At 59.0% G+C, this 14,578-nt stretch carries 15 protein-coding genes and 1 pseudogene; 9 read left to right on the top strand and 7 right to left on the bottom strand.

The genetic code is table 11. The annotated features are described in order from the left end of the window. Positions 1–88: 88 nt before the first annotated feature. Entirely contained in the window at positions 89–1,648 is a 1,560-nt protein-coding gene (ilvA, locus tag SB765_RS02740) for a threonine ammonia-lyase, biosynthetic (RefSeq protein WP_410930881.1), read from the top strand. A gap of 88 nt (positions 1,649–1,736) precedes the next feature. On the opposite strand, the gene SB765_RS02735 is transcribed toward ilvA, so the two are convergent. Further along, positions 1,737–1,943, bottom strand: a complete 207-nt coding sequence (locus SB765_RS02735; protein WP_341798750.1) for a hypothetical protein — start codon at positions 1,941–1,943, stop codon at positions 1,737–1,739. Positions 1,944–2,311: 368 nt separating this feature from the next. Between SB765_RS02735 and SB765_RS02730 the strand changes: the two genes are divergently transcribed. After that, positions 2,312–3,112: a lipopolysaccharide biosynthesis protein gene (locus SB765_RS02730; RefSeq protein ID WP_410910379.1), complete on the top strand. Its 801-nt coding sequence runs from the start codon at positions 2,312–2,314 to the stop codon at positions 3,110–3,112. A 72-nt stretch (positions 3,113–3,184) separates the two neighbouring features. Then, positions 3,185–3,685: a methylated-DNA--[protein]-cysteine S-methyltransferase gene (locus SB765_RS02725; RefSeq protein ID WP_410930880.1), complete on the top strand. Its 501-nt coding sequence runs from the start codon at positions 3,185–3,187 to the stop codon at positions 3,683–3,685. Between the two features lie 3 nt (positions 3,686–3,688). Here SB765_RS02725 and SB765_RS02720 read toward each other — a convergent pair whose 3' ends face one another. The 3 genes from SB765_RS02720 to SB765_RS02710 all read right to left on the bottom strand — a co-directional run bounded on the left by SB765_RS02720 (position 3,689) and on the right by SB765_RS02710 (position 5,263). Continuing rightward, positions 3,689–3,931, bottom strand: a complete 243-nt coding sequence (locus SB765_RS02720; protein WP_016499490.1) for a hypothetical protein — start codon at positions 3,929–3,931, stop codon at positions 3,689–3,691. Further along, complete coding sequence (locus SB765_RS02715) at positions 3,928–4,671, bottom strand: carbon-nitrogen hydrolase family protein (protein WP_410930879.1); 744 nt, start codon at positions 4,669–4,671, stop codon at positions 3,928–3,930. The genes SB765_RS02720 and SB765_RS02715 overlap by 4 nt, the downstream gene beginning before the upstream one ends. A 76-nt stretch (positions 4,672–4,747) precedes the next feature. Next, positions 4,748–5,263 (bottom strand): DUF3016 domain-containing protein, encoded by a 516-nt coding sequence (locus tag SB765_RS02710; RefSeq protein WP_410930878.1) that lies wholly within the window; start codon positions 5,261–5,263, stop codon positions 4,748–4,750. 75 nt (positions 5,264–5,338) lie between these two features. Between SB765_RS02710 and SB765_RS02705 the strand changes: the two genes are divergently transcribed. Then, a complete protein-coding gene (locus tag SB765_RS02705; protein WP_410930877.1) occupies positions 5,339–6,070 on the top strand; it encodes a metallophosphoesterase in 732 nt (243 codons plus the stop codon). On the opposite strand, the gene SB765_RS02700 is transcribed toward SB765_RS02705, so the two are convergent. Both SB765_RS02700 and SB765_RS02695 read right to left on the bottom strand, forming a co-directional pair. After that, complete coding sequence (locus SB765_RS02700) at positions 6,018–6,632, bottom strand: LysE family translocator (protein ID WP_410930876.1); 615 nt, start codon at positions 6,630–6,632, stop codon at positions 6,018–6,020. The two genes, SB765_RS02705 and SB765_RS02700, sit on opposite strands and share 53 nt — an antisense overlap. Positions 6,633–6,737: 105 nt before the next feature. Further along, positions 6,738–7,556, bottom strand: a complete 819-nt coding sequence (locus tag SB765_RS02695; protein WP_410910384.1) for an AraC family transcriptional regulator — start codon at positions 7,554–7,556, stop codon at positions 6,738–6,740. Positions 7,557–7,687: 131 nt separating this feature from the next. Between SB765_RS02695 and SB765_RS02690 the strand changes: the two are divergent. From SB765_RS02690 to SB765_RS02680, 3 genes and pseudogenes are all read left to right on the top strand, one after another. After that, positions 7,688–8,065, top strand: a pseudogene (locus SB765_RS02690) (LysE family translocator); the annotation flags it as partial. Between the two features lie 202 nt (positions 8,066–8,267). Then, positions 8,268–9,986 carry a hypothetical protein gene (locus SB765_RS02685; RefSeq protein ID WP_410930875.1) on the top strand — a complete coding sequence of 573 codons (1,719 nt, stop codon included), beginning with the start codon at positions 8,268–8,270 and terminating at the stop codon, positions 9,984–9,986. A 474-nt stretch (positions 9,987–10,460) separates the two neighbouring features. Continuing rightward, the gene (locus SB765_RS02680; RefSeq protein WP_410931054.1) at positions 10,461–11,639 is read left to right on the top strand and encodes an AAA family ATPase; all 1,179 of its coding nucleotides are present in this window, start codon (positions 10,461–10,463) and stop codon (positions 11,637–11,639) included. A 311-nt stretch (positions 11,640–11,950) separates the two neighbouring features. Here the strand turns inward: SB765_RS02680 and SB765_RS02675 are convergent, their stop codons facing one another. Further along, positions 11,951–12,571 carry a LysE family translocator gene (locus SB765_RS02675; RefSeq protein ID WP_410930874.1) on the bottom strand — a complete coding sequence of 207 codons (621 nt, stop codon included), beginning with the start codon at positions 12,569–12,571 and terminating at the stop codon, positions 11,951–11,953. Here SB765_RS02675 and SB765_RS02670 point away from each other — a divergent pair. Both SB765_RS02670 and SB765_RS02665 read left to right on the top strand, forming a co-directional pair. Further along, positions 12,570–12,713, top strand: coding sequence for a hypothetical protein (locus SB765_RS02670; protein ID WP_410930873.1), 144 nt, complete (start codon positions 12,570–12,572; stop codon positions 12,711–12,713). The genes SB765_RS02675 and SB765_RS02670 overlap by 2 nt on opposite strands. Before the next feature lie 41 nt (positions 12,714–12,754). Beyond that, positions 12,755–14,380 carry a recombinase family protein gene (locus SB765_RS02665; protein WP_410930872.1) on the top strand — a complete coding sequence of 542 codons (1,626 nt, stop codon included), beginning with the start codon at positions 12,755–12,757 and terminating at the stop codon, positions 14,378–14,380. Positions 14,381–14,578: the final 198 nt, after the last annotated feature.

Here is a 14,578-nt window from a genome sequence, read left to right as displayed (position 1 = left end):
GCTAGCGCGTACGTGCACCGAACCCGCCCTGGAGGCGGGTTTTTTCTCTCTGACTCCTGGGCAACATAAAAAAGCCAAGGAGTCATCGATGACCAGCTTCAGCGTCCCTCGTCCTACCGTCACCCCCCAGCAACTGCTGTCGGAGCAGGTGCGGCGCATTCTGGCCGCGCCGGTGTACGACCTGGCCATCGAAACGCCGCTGCAAGCCGCGCCTGCACTGTCTGCCAGCCTGGGTAACCAGGTGCTGCTCAAGCGCGAAGACCTGCAACCTACCTTTTCGTTCAAGATCCGCGGCGCCTACACCCGTTTGTCACGCCTGAGTGCTGTGCAGCGCGAGCGTGGGGTAATCACCGCCTCGGCGGGCAACCATGCCCAGGGCGTGGCCCTGGCGGCGTCGCACCTGGGCATGAAGGCCACCATCGTCATGCCGACCACCACGCCGTCACTCAAAGTGGAGGGGGTGCGGTCGCGCGGCGGGCATGTGGTGCTGCACGGTGAGAGCTTCCCGCACGCCCTGGCCCATGCCCTGAAGCTGGCCGACAGCGAAGGCGCCACCTTTGTGCCGCCGTTCGATGACCCGGACGTGATCGCGGGGCAGGGCACCGTGGCCATGGAGATCCTGCGCCAGCGCCCGGGCGCGCTGGACGCCATTTTCGTACCGGTGGGCGGTGGCGGGCTGATCGCCGGTATCGCTGCCTACGTGAAGTACCTGCGCCCCGAGGTGAAGGTGATTGGCGTCGAGCCGGAGGACTCCAACTGCCTGCAGGCCGCCATGGCCGCCGGCGAGCGGGTGATCCTGCCGCAGGTCGGCACCTTCGCCGACGGTGTAGCGGTGGCGCAGATCGGCGCCCATTGTTTCGAGCTGTGCCGGCATTTTGTCGACGAAGTGGTAACCGTCAGCAGTGACGAGTTGTGCGCGGCGATCAAGGACATCTACGACGACACCCGGTCGATCACCGAGCCTTCTGGTGCCCTGGCCGTAGCCGGGATCAAGAAGTACGTGGCACGCGAGGGCGTGCAAGGGCAGACCTTGGTGGCCATTGACTCCGGGGCGAACGTCAACTTCGACCGCCTGCGCCATGTGGCCGAGCGGGCCGAACTGGGCGAGCAGCGCGAGGCGATCATCGCCGTGACCATCCCCGAGCAGCCAGGTAGCTTCCGCGCCTTCTGCCAGGCGCTGGGCAAGCGGCAGATCACCGAATTCAACTACCGCTACTTCCCAGGCAAGGAAGCGCGCCTGTTCGTCGGGGTGCAGACTCACCCGGTGCACGACCCGCGTGATCAGCTGTTGGCCAACCTTCGTGAGCAGGGTTACAGCGTGCTGGACCTGACCGACAACGAGCTGGCCAAACTGCATGTGCGCCATACCGTGGGCGGCCACGCAGCGCCGAGCGCTGATGAGCGGGTGCTGCGCTTTGAGTTCCCCGAGCGCCCAGGGGCGTTGCTGGGCTTCCTGGAGCGGTTGGGCAAGCGTTGGAACATCAGCCTGTTCCATTACCGCAACCACGGCGCGGCGGAGGCCCGGGTATTTGCTGCGCTGGAGGTGCCGGCGGATGAGTCGGCGGGCTTGCCCTTGGCGCTGGACGAGATGGGGTATCGGTATTGGGATGAGACTGACAACCCGGCGTACCAGCTGTTCCTGGGCTGACAGTTATTTTAGACACCGGGGGCCGCTGTGCGGCCCCTCGTTGCGCCTGCAGGGATCGCACGGGCGCCTGTATATCGAGCGCCCACGATCACCCCACTTCACTTCGCTTGTTCAATTGCTCGCACTGCACCTGCGCATCTGTCCGGCTCGGGTAGCTCGGCTTGAGCCGCTCCTTCGCCTGGTTGTCGTAAATGTCGAACCCTCCACACACGGTAGCGGCGTAGTAGCGGGTACCCACGCGGAACGACTCCTTTTCTATCGGCACCGCAGGAACGATAACGAATCTGGTTTGCATGTTTCGTGCCTCCCCAGGCAGAGACTTAAGTATTAGTCTCACCCGTGACAAGCATCAAGCAGGCTCATGAATAAAACCGCGTTTGATGAAATGGCGGCGGGCCGTCTGTCGCCTCCAGGGTGGTAATCGGTATTCCTGATCCAAAGTGGGGGAACAACCCTTGGGCCAGGTGGTCTGCTGAAATGGACTGAGTCGAACCAGGCGGCATTGAACATGCACCGTCTGAGCGCTGTGCAGAGCTCCAGAACCCCGCCAGTCAGGGACATGGCGGTCGATTATGTTCAGGTAGGTAAAGTTAGGTAAAAGCGGCCACGGCATATACACGGATCAGTATTGTGGTTTGTACTGTCCAGTTAAAGATGCCATTGATGAACACACTTCCGTTGCAGCCAAGCGCTGAACGCGGGGCGTTCTCCAGTTTCGAGGCGTGTCGCAACACCCAACAGGGCCCCGTGGTGATCCTTGCCTCTGGCGCCTCTGCCAAGCATTTTCCGCTGGGCGAATTCGCCCATTTACCCATCATCGCCATGAACGGTTCGGTTGCGATGACCGCCGAACACGGCATCCATCCATTCTTCTACGTGTGCACCGACAAAAGCTTTCGCCAGCAACAGCCGGCCCTGTTCGCCACTGCCGTGCGCGACAGCGAGCGCCTGGCGCTCTGGCCCGAGCAGTATGCGGGTGCCGATGTGCCGGTAGGCACCGAGTGCTATGCCTTGCATAAAGCGGATACGCCGGGCCTGCTGGACGGGTTGCGTGGCCATGGTGACAGCTGCGTGTGCAACCGCACCCTGTGGAGCAAACGCAGCCGCTCGATTGCCTTCAGCAAAGACTTGGCGCAGGGTTTCTTCGACGCCCGCACAGTGGCGTACGTGGCCTTGCAGTTGGCCTATCACCTGGGCTTCGAAGAAGTGTTGCTGGTGGGGGTGGACCTGGATCAGAGCGTCGGCCGCTTCTACGAGAACGGCCAGGGGCAGTGTTCGCCGTGTGGGCTCGACCAGCATTGGGAGAGCCGCATCCTACCGTCGTTGACGCTGATGGCCAGGGAGGTCGTGAACGAGCACTTCCACGTTTATAACCTGTCGTCGATCTCGCGGATTCCAGCCGAGCTGATCCCCAGGGTCAACCTCAGGGAAGCGCGCCGGATTGCCGGTTGTGCAATTACCTGAGCAAGAAAGCGGGTGCGTGCAGGGCTGTGGATGCGTACAGTACGCCGAACGCAAACAGGCAGGAACCCGCTCATGTCCAGCGCATTCACCTTCATGCATTCGCCCGTCGGCACCCTGACCCTGGTTGCCCGCGGCCAGTGCCTGGCAGCCGTACTGTGGGAAGATGAACGGGAAAACCGCGTGCGCCTCGGCGCCTTGCACCGTGACGACCAGTGCCCGGTGCTACTGAACACCGTGCGGCAGCTTGGCGAGTACTTTGCGGGCAAACGCCAGCGCTTCGAGCTGGCGCTGGATTTCGCCGGTACCGAGTTCCAGCGCCAGGTGTGGGCCACGCTGCTGGCGATACCCTTCGGTGAAACCCGCAGCTACGGCGACATCGCCCGGCAGATCGGCAACCCCAGCGCGGTGCGAGCGGTAGGCGCCGCCAATGGCCGCAACCCGATCTCGATCATCGCCCCGTGCCACCGCGTGATCGGCGCTTCGGGCAGCCTGACCGGCTTTGCCGGTGGCCTGGCGGCCAAGCAGTACTTGCTGGCGCTGGAGGGCCGGCAAAGCCTCGCGCTGGACCTGTAGGCGTCAGCTGAACCAGCTGGCGACCAGGCAGGCCAGCAACGCCAGCGCCGAGCCAGCCATCAGGGTGTACTGCCGATGGGCCCGACGTGCATGGGCCTTGACCGCACGCAGGTACTCGCCGGGTGTCGGTGCATCGGGCCGATGGCGCAAACCCTCGGCCACATCGGCAAGCTGGCCCTGGATCAGCAAGCCGACCAGGTAGTAGGTGCAGGTGTAACTCAGCAACGCCAGAAACAGATAGATCATGCCGGGTGTGGGTCCAAAGGCAGGGCCATTGCGCTGGCGTTGCCAGTGTCCAGCATGATCAGCCCTTCACTGTGGTCGTCCAGGCGGGCCAGCAAGCGCCCCTGGCTGTCCCAGGCTGCCGAACCGCCCGCACCGATGAAGGTGTCGGCTGGCCCCACGCAGTTGGCCATCAGTATCGGCATGCCCAGTTCACGTGCCACCTCCGGGTAATGTGCGTATCCCTCGCGGATGCCCTTGGCGGTTTTCGCCACGCTGACCAGATACAGGTCGGCGCCGTGCTCGCGGGCGGCGGCCGCGTGGGCCATGAACATCGATTCGTAGCAGATTGCCGGTGCCACCCGATGATCGCCTACTTGCAGCAGCAGTGCCTGATCGCCAGGGGTGAAGTAGGGCAGCTCGTCATCATGCAGGCGCCGTTTGGCATAGGCCTGGCGCGGTGCCCCGGGGCTGAAGATGGGCATGCCGATGCGAATACCGTCGGGTGTCGGCAACGGCAGGCCAACGGCCACGGTGATACCCAGGCGGTCACAGGCTGCCTGCAGCGGGCTCAGTCGCTCGGAGCTGACCGGCAAGGCGGCCGGGCGCGCAAGGCTTGGCTCATAGCCGGTCAGCGACAGTTCGGGGAACACCACCAGCGCCGCGCCAAGGGCCGCGGCCTGCTCGATGCAGGCCAGATGACGCTGGAGGTTGCCTGGCAAATCGCCTTTGAGCGACGCCAGTTGTACGGCGCACAGTTTCATGAAATACCCTTCCCTGGTACAGGTTGAAGGGTCGAGCATACTATCGGCACCAACGCCTGTACCAGTGAAGGCTTTTTCAGGTTGCCGGGTGCGTCGCGAAGCGCTGGCGGAACCAGTCGTCGAGCATGGCCTTCTCGGCATACAGGCGGTCGCTGCTGCTGGCGACCCGGCCGGGGCGGCTGAGGTACATCTTGTCGCTGACCCGTTCCTCGACCTGCTGGGCGGGTTTGCCCGGCTGGCTGAGGGTGTAGGTGAGGTCGATGCTCGGCCAGGTGATCTCGCGCATGAAACGCACATCGTAGTCCTGGCTGTGCCAGGGCTCGAAGCGCCCGGCCAGGTCGATGTCGCGGATATCGATGACCAGCTGCTGGCCCGGCTGCAGGTAACGCTGACCGAGCTTTTGCAGGTACTGGGTAAGGGACTTCATCACATAGGCGTCGGCGCCACGCTCATAACCGTGGCTGTCCAGGCTGGCGTCGCGGAATTGTTCCGGGTGGTCGAAACGCACCTCGACCTGCGCGGCCGGGGAGCCTTGTGCCATGCTGTTCAGTGACAGCGCCATGAGCACGGCACACACGAGGGCGGTACGCATGATGCACCTCCGGGGTAGATTGGGGGTGTTTCCATTTTACGCCCGCCATGGCAGCACCTGCAGAGGAAGATTGTAATGGGACGGTTTCGGCGGTTGCTCGCCAATATCCGGGGGCGTGACCTGGCGGTGGGCGATATCCATGGTCACTTCCAGCGCCTGGAACAGTGCCTTGAAGCGGTGGGGTTCGACCCCGCGGTAGACCGCCTGTTCAGTGTGGGTGACCTGGTCGACCGGGGGCCGCACAGCGAGGCCGTGCTGGAGTGGCTCGCGCAGCCTTGGTTCCATGCGGTGCAAGGTAACCATGAGGCGCTGGCAATCACTCGCGTGCGTGGGGGGCGGCTTGACCTGGACATGTACCGCGCAGCGGGTGGGAGCTGGTTCCTGGACCTGCCGCGGGCCGCACAATTGCGCTTCGTGGAGCGCTTCGAGCAGTTACCGATTGCCATCGAAGTGGAAAGCGCGGCCGGCCTGGTCGGGTTGCTGCATGCAGACAGCCCGTTTGCTGATTGGGCAGTGCTGCGTTCATGGCTGGAGCTGGAGCTGGATCACGACCCGAAGGTACGCGAGGTATGCCAGTGGTCGCGGCGGCGCCTGAAGGAAGGCGATACCCAACCGGTGCAGGGCCTGCGTGCTTTGCTGGTCGGGCACACGCCGGTGCTGGAGGCAAAGCTGCTGGGTAATGTCTGGCACCTGGACACGGGGGGCTGGGCGAGCGGCCACTTTACCTTGATGGACATGCGCACCTTGCAACTGGTCAGCCCCGGGCCAGATGCAGCAGCAGCGCCGCAGCCAATAGCACCAACATGAGCCCTGAGGCCCGCTCCAGCCACGGCAGGCTGCGAGCGAAACGCCGCAGTACCCGCTGGTTACCAATGGCCACGGCCACCAGCAGGTCCCAGAGCAGGACGATGCTGAACATCCACACGGCGTAGGCCGATTTCCAGCCGGTGCTGGCGCTGGCTACCATACTGGCAAGGCTGGCATAGAACAGCGCGTTCTTGGGGTTGAGGATGCCGGACAAGAAGCCCATGCCCAGATTGTGCCACCAGCCTTGGACCCGCTGGTTGTCAGTGACTGAGCGCAGGCTGGTTTGCCCGGCATGGCGCAGGAACAGCACGCCGATGTACAGCAGGTAGCTGGCGCCGGCCAGTTGCAGGGACGTGAACAGCAGGCTGCCTTCCTGCAACACCGACAGGCCGGTGAAGGCCATGGCGATGAACGCGCCATTGGCCAGGGCAATGCCCAGGCAGGCGCCGCTGGCGATGCGCCAGCCGCTGTTGATCGAGCTGCGTGCGACCAGGAAGAAGTCCGGGCCGGGTGAGAGCAGGGCGAGGAAGTGGGCGAGGGCGATGATCAGGAACTGTTGCATGGGCGGCGCGGCTCTGCGGGAAAAACCGCAGTCTGCTGCCGGGCTTGTCAGGCGTATTGAAGAATATTGCGTGGTAGTGCCTTGGGGCTGCTGCGCAGCCCTATCTCAAGGGCTGCGCACATCCCGATACTGCCCTGGCGTCACGCCCACATGGGCCTTGAATACCCGCTGGAAATGGCTTTGGTCGGCGAACCCGAGGCGGTAGGCCACCTCCGCCAACGCCAGCCCTTCACCCAACAACTGCCGCCCGCGATTGATCCGGGCATTGAGCACATAGGCATGCGGGGTCAAGCCGGTGGCGGTGCGGAATGCGCGGATCAGCTGGTAGCGCCCAAGGCCGGCTTCGCGGGCCAGCACCTCCAGGCACAGTTGCGCGGGGTCTTGCCCTTCGAGGCGCGCGATCAACCCGCTCAACGCAGTCGCCCCCAAGGCGGGGGCTGCTGCCAGAGGGGCTTGTGCGGAAAAGTCCAGGTCACCCACAAAGGCAATCAATGCCGCATCCTTCTCACTGTTGCTGGCGCTGGAGAACAGCAACCTGTTCAGCTCGCAGAACTGCCCATACACCGCCGGCGCCCGGCAGATACGCGCCGGCTCGCCGGGCCCGGCGCCGCCTAGCCCCGACTCCAGGCGCACGTATGCCAGCCAGTCGGCATCCACATGCAGCATCTGGTAGCTCCAGGCGTGGCCGGGCTCGGGGTTGCAGGCATGTACGCGGTGGGCTGGCACCAGCACCAGCGTGCCGGGCGTCAGCCGTTCCTGCCCATGCGCGGCGCCGCTGAAATGGCTGTGGCCGGCATCCACCGCACCGATGGAAAATGTCGGGTGACTGTGGGCCTTGTAACAGGCCCGGCTATGACAGGCGCGGCGGCTTTCCACATGCGGGAGTGCCGGGTCGCGCCACAGCGCGGCGTGGGAGCGGGGCATCACAAGGTCCTCTATGTCGCCGGCAGCGTAACAGGTGCCGCGTACCCATACAGTTTTTATCGCTGGCTGTAACTTGACCGCAAGGCCCGGCAGAGGCCGAAATAGACGCCTGTTGCCAAAGGAAAACAACAATGGACCTTTCAAGCCTGCTGCTTTTCATCCCCGCCTGCTTTGCCCTGAACATGGCGCCGGGGCCGAACAACCTGCTGTCGCTGCACAACGCCAGCCGCTATGGCCTGCGCACGGCCTGCGTGGCCGGGGGTGGTCGCATTGTCGCCTTCAGCGGCATGATCGCCCTGGCGGCCATGGGCCTGGCCGTGGTGCTGCATACCAGTGAATACCTGTTCCTGGCCATCAAGGTAGTGGGTGCGGCCTACTTGTTCTACATCGCCTGGCAACTGTGGCGTGCACCGGTAGGCGAGGCAGTGGTGGCAGCGGACCACCCGTGTGGCACCTGGCGCCTGACGCGCCAGGAGTTCTGGGTGGCGGCCGGCAACCCTAATGATGTTCAATATAAACATTGGTGACAGGTACCTATCAACCCATAGCAGCCCTTCACCAAGGACAGCTATTGGCCAGAAGGGGCATTGAGTAGCACCCTGTACTGGGGCTGTACAATGAGATGCAAGATTAAGCGATTGATACTGAGTAGTTTCTGAGACAGGAACCGCCTATGGGCGCTGAGCCACTGAGTACGATATTGGAGGTCGTATGCTTCAGATTGCCACTGGAAAGCTCTTCAGTCTCCCCGTAGGGCGGGAAAATTTGTTGCGCGGCATGCTCTATACCAACGCCAGTTTAGGGCGTGAGATTGCAGTAGAAACGGCAGCGGGAAAGCTGGTTCCATCTTCAATAAGCTCGATTCAGCCGACTGTAGTCGTCTATGAGATGCAGGAAAGGATAGAGGCAGAGGAGGAGGGGCCGGGAGTACTCGTGTCCTGTGGCGCTGAGCCCTACCTCAGCGATTTTGCGGTTGTGGCGTCATTTGCGCTGAATTGCGTATGTTCACCAGATATCGATCTCGCTCGGCGCCTGACCAGCGGGAAAAAGGGTTTAGCAACTCAAGCATCTCCGCATCAATTTGTCAGTCGCTTCTTCGAGCCAGAGCGTTGGTGTAAGCCTGAGGAAGTGGCTTTCCTCCAAGAGTTTGTTGGCCAGCTAATCGGATTGCCGCGTCAGACCTATCTCGGTGTGATGAGAGCGATCCGGACATACATAAACGGTATGCATCGGATCGCGGATGACCTGGAGTTGGCGTATACACTGCTGGTGGCATCAGTAGAGTCGCTAGCGCAGGATTTTGATGGTCATGAAAGCGATTGGGCTTCCTACGACCAGCGCAAGCGACAAGCAGTTGATGAGGCTTTGACAGGTGCGGACGAAGCGGTAGGACAAAGGGTTCGGGACGCGCTGATGAAAGTGGAGCATACGGCCTTGGCACGCCGCTTTCGCGAGTTCGCGATTGCTTATACACCGCCCGAATATTTTCGCGACGTAACGTTAGTCCCAGGCCAGGCGCTCTCCAGCACCGACGTTGCCGAGGCCTTGACCATGGCCTATCAGGCCCGCTCCAAATATGTACATCAGCTAATGCGACTCCCTAGCGTAGTTGTGCTTGGTCATGGCTATGGTGAAACAGTGCTTCACGAGCGCAAGGCTTACCTAACCCTCCAAGGGTTATCCCGATTGATGCGCAACGTGATCATTAAGTTCGTGGCTAGTCAGCCATCATTAGATCGAGAGCCATACCCTAGCTACAGCTTGGAGCGGACCAACGTCATTCAACTGCGCATGGCCCCGCAGTATTGGGTGGGTAATGCGGAAGGAGAACTACTGAGTGCTGGGCGAAGCAAGCTTGAGGGGTTTCTAGAGCAATTGGTTCCTTGCCAGTTGGGTGAGGAGGGAGCGGTGCTTACAGACCTGCGCCCGGTCCTGAATGCAGTAGCTCATGTTGTATTGGGCGCTAAGAGAGACCCGCGCTTACCGTACCTGGCACTCTATACACTCTTTAATATGGTGGTCCCTGTAGAGCAGAGGGCGCCTGTATCTGAGGGAATGGAAAAGCTTATCCATCAAGACCTATCGCAGCCCTCACCGGAGGCTCTCCTCGTGCACACGGTCGCAGGTAAGGTTCCTGGGTGGACATTGGAGGTGCACGATCAAACCATCAAGACCTATCTCAAAAGACGTGGCTCTCCTAGTGGAATACGTTTCCCACGATTCTATGAAGCAGCAGTTTCTCTGGATTTAGCAGAGCGGTACCGGATGGCGGGCGATATGGTGAACTGCCGTCGGCTGGTAGCGCTCGCAGTTGAGAGTCATCCTGGGCATCAGCGCTTACTTGAGTTGGAAGCCGGTATCGACCCGGGCACACCAATCCATGGTGCTGATGTTCTGCTACCTCGCTCGGAACCTGGTACCGATGACTGATCAAAGCCTCAACGAGTTTATGGGGGGCTCATAAGGCTGCTAGGAATTAAGCTGGGCTACGGTACTTCAATATAAAAATTTGTGACAGTTACCTATCGACCAAAGCGGCATTTCAACCGAGATGACCTATGACGGTCCGGACGAAAAATCATGGCCTTCGTCCTGGAGCCTAGGATGTTTTAGCTGAGGTTCTGGCAGACGCACCCGTTCTCTAGATTGAGGACCGAAACGACGTCGTGGCCCATCCATCGCTCATGCTCGCAGCTTGCTGACGCATGCCGCGTATGAGCCATCGTTTGGCGTATAAGCCACAGCTATCGTTTGGCCATCAGTGCCAATAATCGAGTACCATGCAAAGACGAGAGGCTTGGTATAAGCCGAACTGCCCCGACACACCATTGATGGACTTCTATGTCGCTTAGGAAAGAGATTACCGAGGTATTTACACCTCGGCGCAGCGAAGTGAACGTGAATATGTACGTGCACCGCCCCCGGCTCGAGCTGGAGCTTTCGAGGGCGTTCAAGCGAAACTCCCACACACTAATTTTTGGTGAAAGCGGCAACGGAAAATCATGGCTCTATAAAAAAGTTCTCGAAGACGATGGGATCACGTATGTGACTGTCAATTGCGCAAATGCTGCACGCATTAAGTCACTGACTAATGAGATTTGCAACTGTCTCGTCGCCCCAGGCACCGCAGTAAATCTCGGGTACAACGTTGAGAAGGTAGGAGAGCTTTCTGCGGCCTTTCTGAAAGGTTCGGTGAAGCAGAATGACCGCTTCGATATTGCCCAGGAAGAGCCGTTGCTAATGGCCTTCAAGCTGTACGCTTCCGTGAACGATCAAAAGAAAATTATTGTTCTGGATAATTTGGAGTCGATATTTGCTTCCAGCGATCTGATGGATGAACTCGCGAACATTATCATCCTCCTTGATGACTCGCGGTACGCCGAGTGTAATATTAATTTTCTTGTTGTGGGTGTTCCAAATGGCGTCCTTCAATACTTCCGTGATGTTAAAAACGCTGAATCCGTAGCCAACCGGTTACAGGAGATTCAAAAAGTGAGCGGCCTTGATTCAGGTCAGGTGCGTGAAATCGTGAGCAAAGGGTTCGCTCATCTGCAAATCCCCCTCTCCGGGGCCTCTCTAATTGAAATATCGGACCATGTATCGGACGTCACTTTAGGGATTGCACAGCGCGTTCATGAATTTTGTGAGCACCTCGCTTACGCGATTCAGGATAATGGCTGGACGTATATTCCGACGACGCTGCAGACAGCTGATCTTGCGTGGCTGACGGCCGGATTACGACACGCTTACTCCGTCGTAGAAAAAAACCTGAACAGCCGAGAGACCACCGTCGCAAGACGCAATCAGGTTATTTTCTGCATCGGTAAGGTTAAAAGGCACGAGTTCGACTCGAATGACATCGACAAGCTTGTCAGGGAAAATTTCCCCCGTACCGTACCTAACACTAACATGGGTATAGGGTCTATATTGTCTGATCTCGCTACCGGATCAAGCCCTCTTATCTCAAAGAATGAGCATACCGGTGGCTACTCGGTGAAAGACCCTCGCTTTATTATGTGTATTAAGCTCATGCTGTACACGGACTCGCAGGAAAAAGTCCAGTGTCGAAAATTCCAAGTGTGAATGAAGCCCCTGCTAAGGGGCTTTTTACATGAAGGTGTTGCCAGAAGGTGATCTATTCTACGAAGGTGCTGATAACACCGGCCTGAGACCACAGGCAGCTATTGGCCACAGCAGTAGCTACCTCAAGGGCATCCAAGGAAGCGCAGGGGAATCTCCGCCTCTTTCATGGAGATCCGCCTAGTGCACACAGCGCTCAAGCCCCTTGTCAAATGCTCAGGTTGGAAGTTAAAAGGCTGCTGGGAAACAGATTAGCTACCGCAACCCCGGGCGATGGAAAGTATAGGCAGGCCGTCCTTGGTTGTTGAGAAGTATTAGGCGCGCCGCGTGGCAAGCAATATCGAGGCTGCGCCCGACAACAGCACCGCGCAGATGCGGTTAAAGATACGTTTTCCTTTGGGATTATTGAACCAGCGTCGCAAGTGCAGCCCGATTAAGGCATAGCCTGCAAGTGCGATCAACTCGAGTACCAGGAATAAAGAACCCAGCATTGCAAACTGCGGCGTGACATCATACGCTGGGTCTATGAATTGCGGTAGAAATGCTGTGAATATTAATATTGCTTTTGGGTTTCCTGCTGCAATGAGAAATTCTTGTTTCGCTAGGTTCACGAGATTTCTTGGTTTTGCACTGTTCGACTCCTGATTTTGGACCTTTGCTGTCCAAAGTTTAAAAGCTAAGTAGAACAGATAAACGGCGCCAAGAAGCTTGATGCCAAGGAACACCACCTCGGACGTTTCAAGTACAACCGTTAAGCCTGCTGCCGCGAGAGCTATCATTGCAGCAAAAGCGATTAGCCTTCCGGCGCCTGCAAGACATGAAGCCCAGAAGCCATAATGTGTAGCATTATTAACTGAGAGCAGGTTATTTGGGCCGGGAGCCATGTTTAGTGCAAAGCAAGCCGGTATAAATATGAGCAGCGTGGAGATATTCATGAATCTTCGTTTTTTTGTGAGTGTTGGTGTGGACATCATTGATGAAGTCGTTTCTTTTTTCAATCCCCAGCGTGCTGAATGCCGGCTGGCACCGTCATCACGGGATGATCATGTGTCCATTGGCGCGCCTCTTGAGCGTTAATATATACTTCTGTTTTTCACGGTTAGAGTGGAATCAAGGGTATGCAAGCGTCTCAGGGATTGGTCTACAGCTATCTGCGGTTCTCTGACCCGCGCCAAGCGGCAGGGAACAGTGCGGACAGGCAGGCTGAGTATGCGAAGTCATGGGCTGCGGCAAGAGGACTCACATTAGACGAGTCGCTTTCCTTGAGGGATGAGGGCCTTTCAGCCTTTCACCAACGGCACATAAAACAGGGCGCCTTGGGCGTCTTCCTGCAAGCCGTTGATGAGGGGCGTATCCCGGTCGGCTCTGTGTTGGTTGTTGAGGGCCTGGATCGTCTCAGCCGGGCAGAACCGATACAAGCGCAAGCCCAGTTGGCACAGATCATCAATGCGGGCATTACCGTGGTCACCGCGAGTGACGGCCGTGAGTACAACAGGGAAAGGTTGAAGGCGCAGCCAATGGATCTGGTCTATAGCCTTCTGGTCATGATTCGGGCTCATGAAGAGAGCGATACCAAAAGTAAGCGCGTGAAGGCCTCAATCAAGCGCTTGTGTGAAGGCTGGATCGCTGGCCACTACCGGGGTTTGATCCGCAATGGCAGCGACCCTCGCTGGGTCCGCCTCGTCGACGGTGACTGGGAGTTGATTCCTGATCGTACCGAAGTTGTGCGATTTGCCATCGAGAAGTATCGCGAAGGATATGGCGCTGATCGAGCTTTCAGTATGATGCAGGAGCGGGGCTTCGATACTTCTTATCTCGGGATCTCTCCACAGCAGATTTATCGCCTGATCAAGTTAGTGGCTTTGAAAGGTGCGAAGCATATCTGTGTCGACGGTGAAGATTACCTGCTGGAGGACTATTATCCTCGGTTACTCTCGGATGTTGAGTTTGAGGAATTACAGCTATTGCGAGGTCAGCGAAGTCGTCGGCGAGGGAAGGGAGCCATTCCTGGGATAGTGACTGGTATCGGTATTACCTACTGTGGCTACTGCGGCACGGCAATGACCGCGCAGAATGTGATGCATAAGGTTCGACCTGATGGGACTTTGACGGATGGGCATAGGCGTATCATGTGTATGTCCTACATGAACAAAGGTGGGTGCGATGTGGGCGGAAGTTGTAGCGTTGCACCTGTCGAACGGGCTGTTATGTCGTTTTGCTCAGATCAGATGAACCTGCTGCGTTTACAGCAGCCAGCAGGACCGAGTGGCGACCTACAGCAAGGGGTTATGGCCTTGCGAAAGCAGGTGGCTGATCTCGAAGCCCAGCTCGGCCGGCTTACTGAAGCGTTGGCATTGGGGGAGGGCGATGGCGTTTTGCCGATTACGTTCCTGCGGAAAGCCCGTGATCTCGAAGAGCAGCTGACTAAGGCTAAAGCAAAGCTGCTCCAGGCTGAACGAGAGCTAGCTGGCATCGCCTCCAGGCAAAGGCCAGCAGATGCAAGGCTATGGTCGGATCTAACCGCCGGAGTTGAGGCGCAGGAGGTCGAGGCGCGGGATAAGGTTCGGCAATTGATGATCGATACTTTCGAGCGCATCGTGGTTTACATGCGTGGTGTATTGCCAGAGGGGCGCAGGGCTTGGTACATCGATGTCCTGCTGATTTCCAAGGCAGGGCAGCGCCGATGGCTTAGGGTCGAGAGGAAGTCTGGAAAGTGGGCGGCCGGTATCGACCGCCCAGGTTGAATCTTTAAGCTGACTTTTTGTTGTCCAGTGGGAGGCCAGGTGGGCTAGTGTGGACCACCAGGTGCCCTTGTCCCTCCCAGAAGTTTTCCTGTACCTCCACACATACGCGCCAGGCTGCCCATGCCACGTCTTGTCCGGCTGCAAGGATGTTGCCGTACTCATCAATGATCGCCAACTGGGCGGGGGCGCCTGACTCGC

It is taken from the genome of Pseudomonas sp. SIMBA_067 (assembly GCF_046534675.1).
Classification (GTDB): domain Bacteria; phylum Pseudomonadota; class Gammaproteobacteria; order Pseudomonadales; family Pseudomonadaceae; genus Aquipseudomonas; species Aquipseudomonas putida.
The sequence above is the reverse complement of the archived record's forward strand: the minus strand, read 5'-3'. Positions and strand labels throughout refer to the sequence as shown.

Coding starts and splice junctions, on each gene's coding strand:
- ilvA (WP_410930881.1), top strand. CDS start 89: ATGACCAGCTTCAGCGTCCCTCGTCCTACCGTCACCCCCCAGCAACTG.
- SB765_RS02735 (WP_341798750.1), bottom strand. CDS start 1,943: ATGCAAACCAGATTCGTTATCGTTCCTGCGGTGCCGATAGAAAAGGAG.
- SB765_RS02730 (WP_410910379.1), top strand. CDS start 2,312: ATGAACACACTTCCGTTGCAGCCAAGCGCTGAACGCGGGGCGTTCTCC.
- SB765_RS02725 (WP_410930880.1), top strand. CDS start 3,185: ATGTCCAGCGCATTCACCTTCATGCATTCGCCCGTCGGCACCCTGACC.
- SB765_RS02720 (WP_016499490.1), bottom strand. CDS start 3,931: ATGATCTATCTGTTTCTGGCGTTGCTGAGTTACACCTGCACCTACTAC.
- SB765_RS02715 (WP_410930879.1), bottom strand. CDS start 4,671: ATGAAACTGTGCGCCGTACAACTGGCGTCGCTCAAAGGCGATTTGCCA.
- SB765_RS02710 (WP_410930878.1), bottom strand. CDS start 5,263: ATGCGTACCGCCCTCGTGTGTGCCGTGCTCATGGCGCTGTCACTGAAC.
- SB765_RS02705 (WP_410930877.1), top strand. CDS start 5,339: ATGGGACGGTTTCGGCGGTTGCTCGCCAATATCCGGGGGCGTGACCTG.
- SB765_RS02700 (WP_410930876.1), bottom strand. CDS start 6,632: ATGCAACAGTTCCTGATCATCGCCCTCGCCCACTTCCTCGCCCTGCTC.
- SB765_RS02695 (WP_410910384.1), bottom strand. CDS start 7,556: ATGCCCCGCTCCCACGCCGCGCTGTGGCGCGACCCGGCACTCCCGCAT.
- SB765_RS02685 (WP_410930875.1), top strand. CDS start 8,268: ATGCTTCAGATTGCCACTGGAAAGCTCTTCAGTCTCCCCGTAGGGCGG.
- SB765_RS02680 (WP_410931054.1), top strand. CDS start 10,461: ATGTACGTGCACCGCCCCCGGCTCGAGCTGGAGCTTTCGAGGGCGTTC.
- SB765_RS02670 (WP_410930873.1), top strand. CDS start 12,570: ATGAATCTTCGTTTTTTTGTGAGTGTTGGTGTGGACATCATTGATGAA.
- SB765_RS02675 (WP_410930874.1), bottom strand. CDS start 12,571: ATGAATATCTCCACGCTGCTCATATTTATACCGGCTTGCTTTGCACTA.
- SB765_RS02665 (WP_410930872.1), top strand. CDS start 12,755: ATGCAAGCGTCTCAGGGATTGGTCTACAGCTATCTGCGGTTCTCTGAC.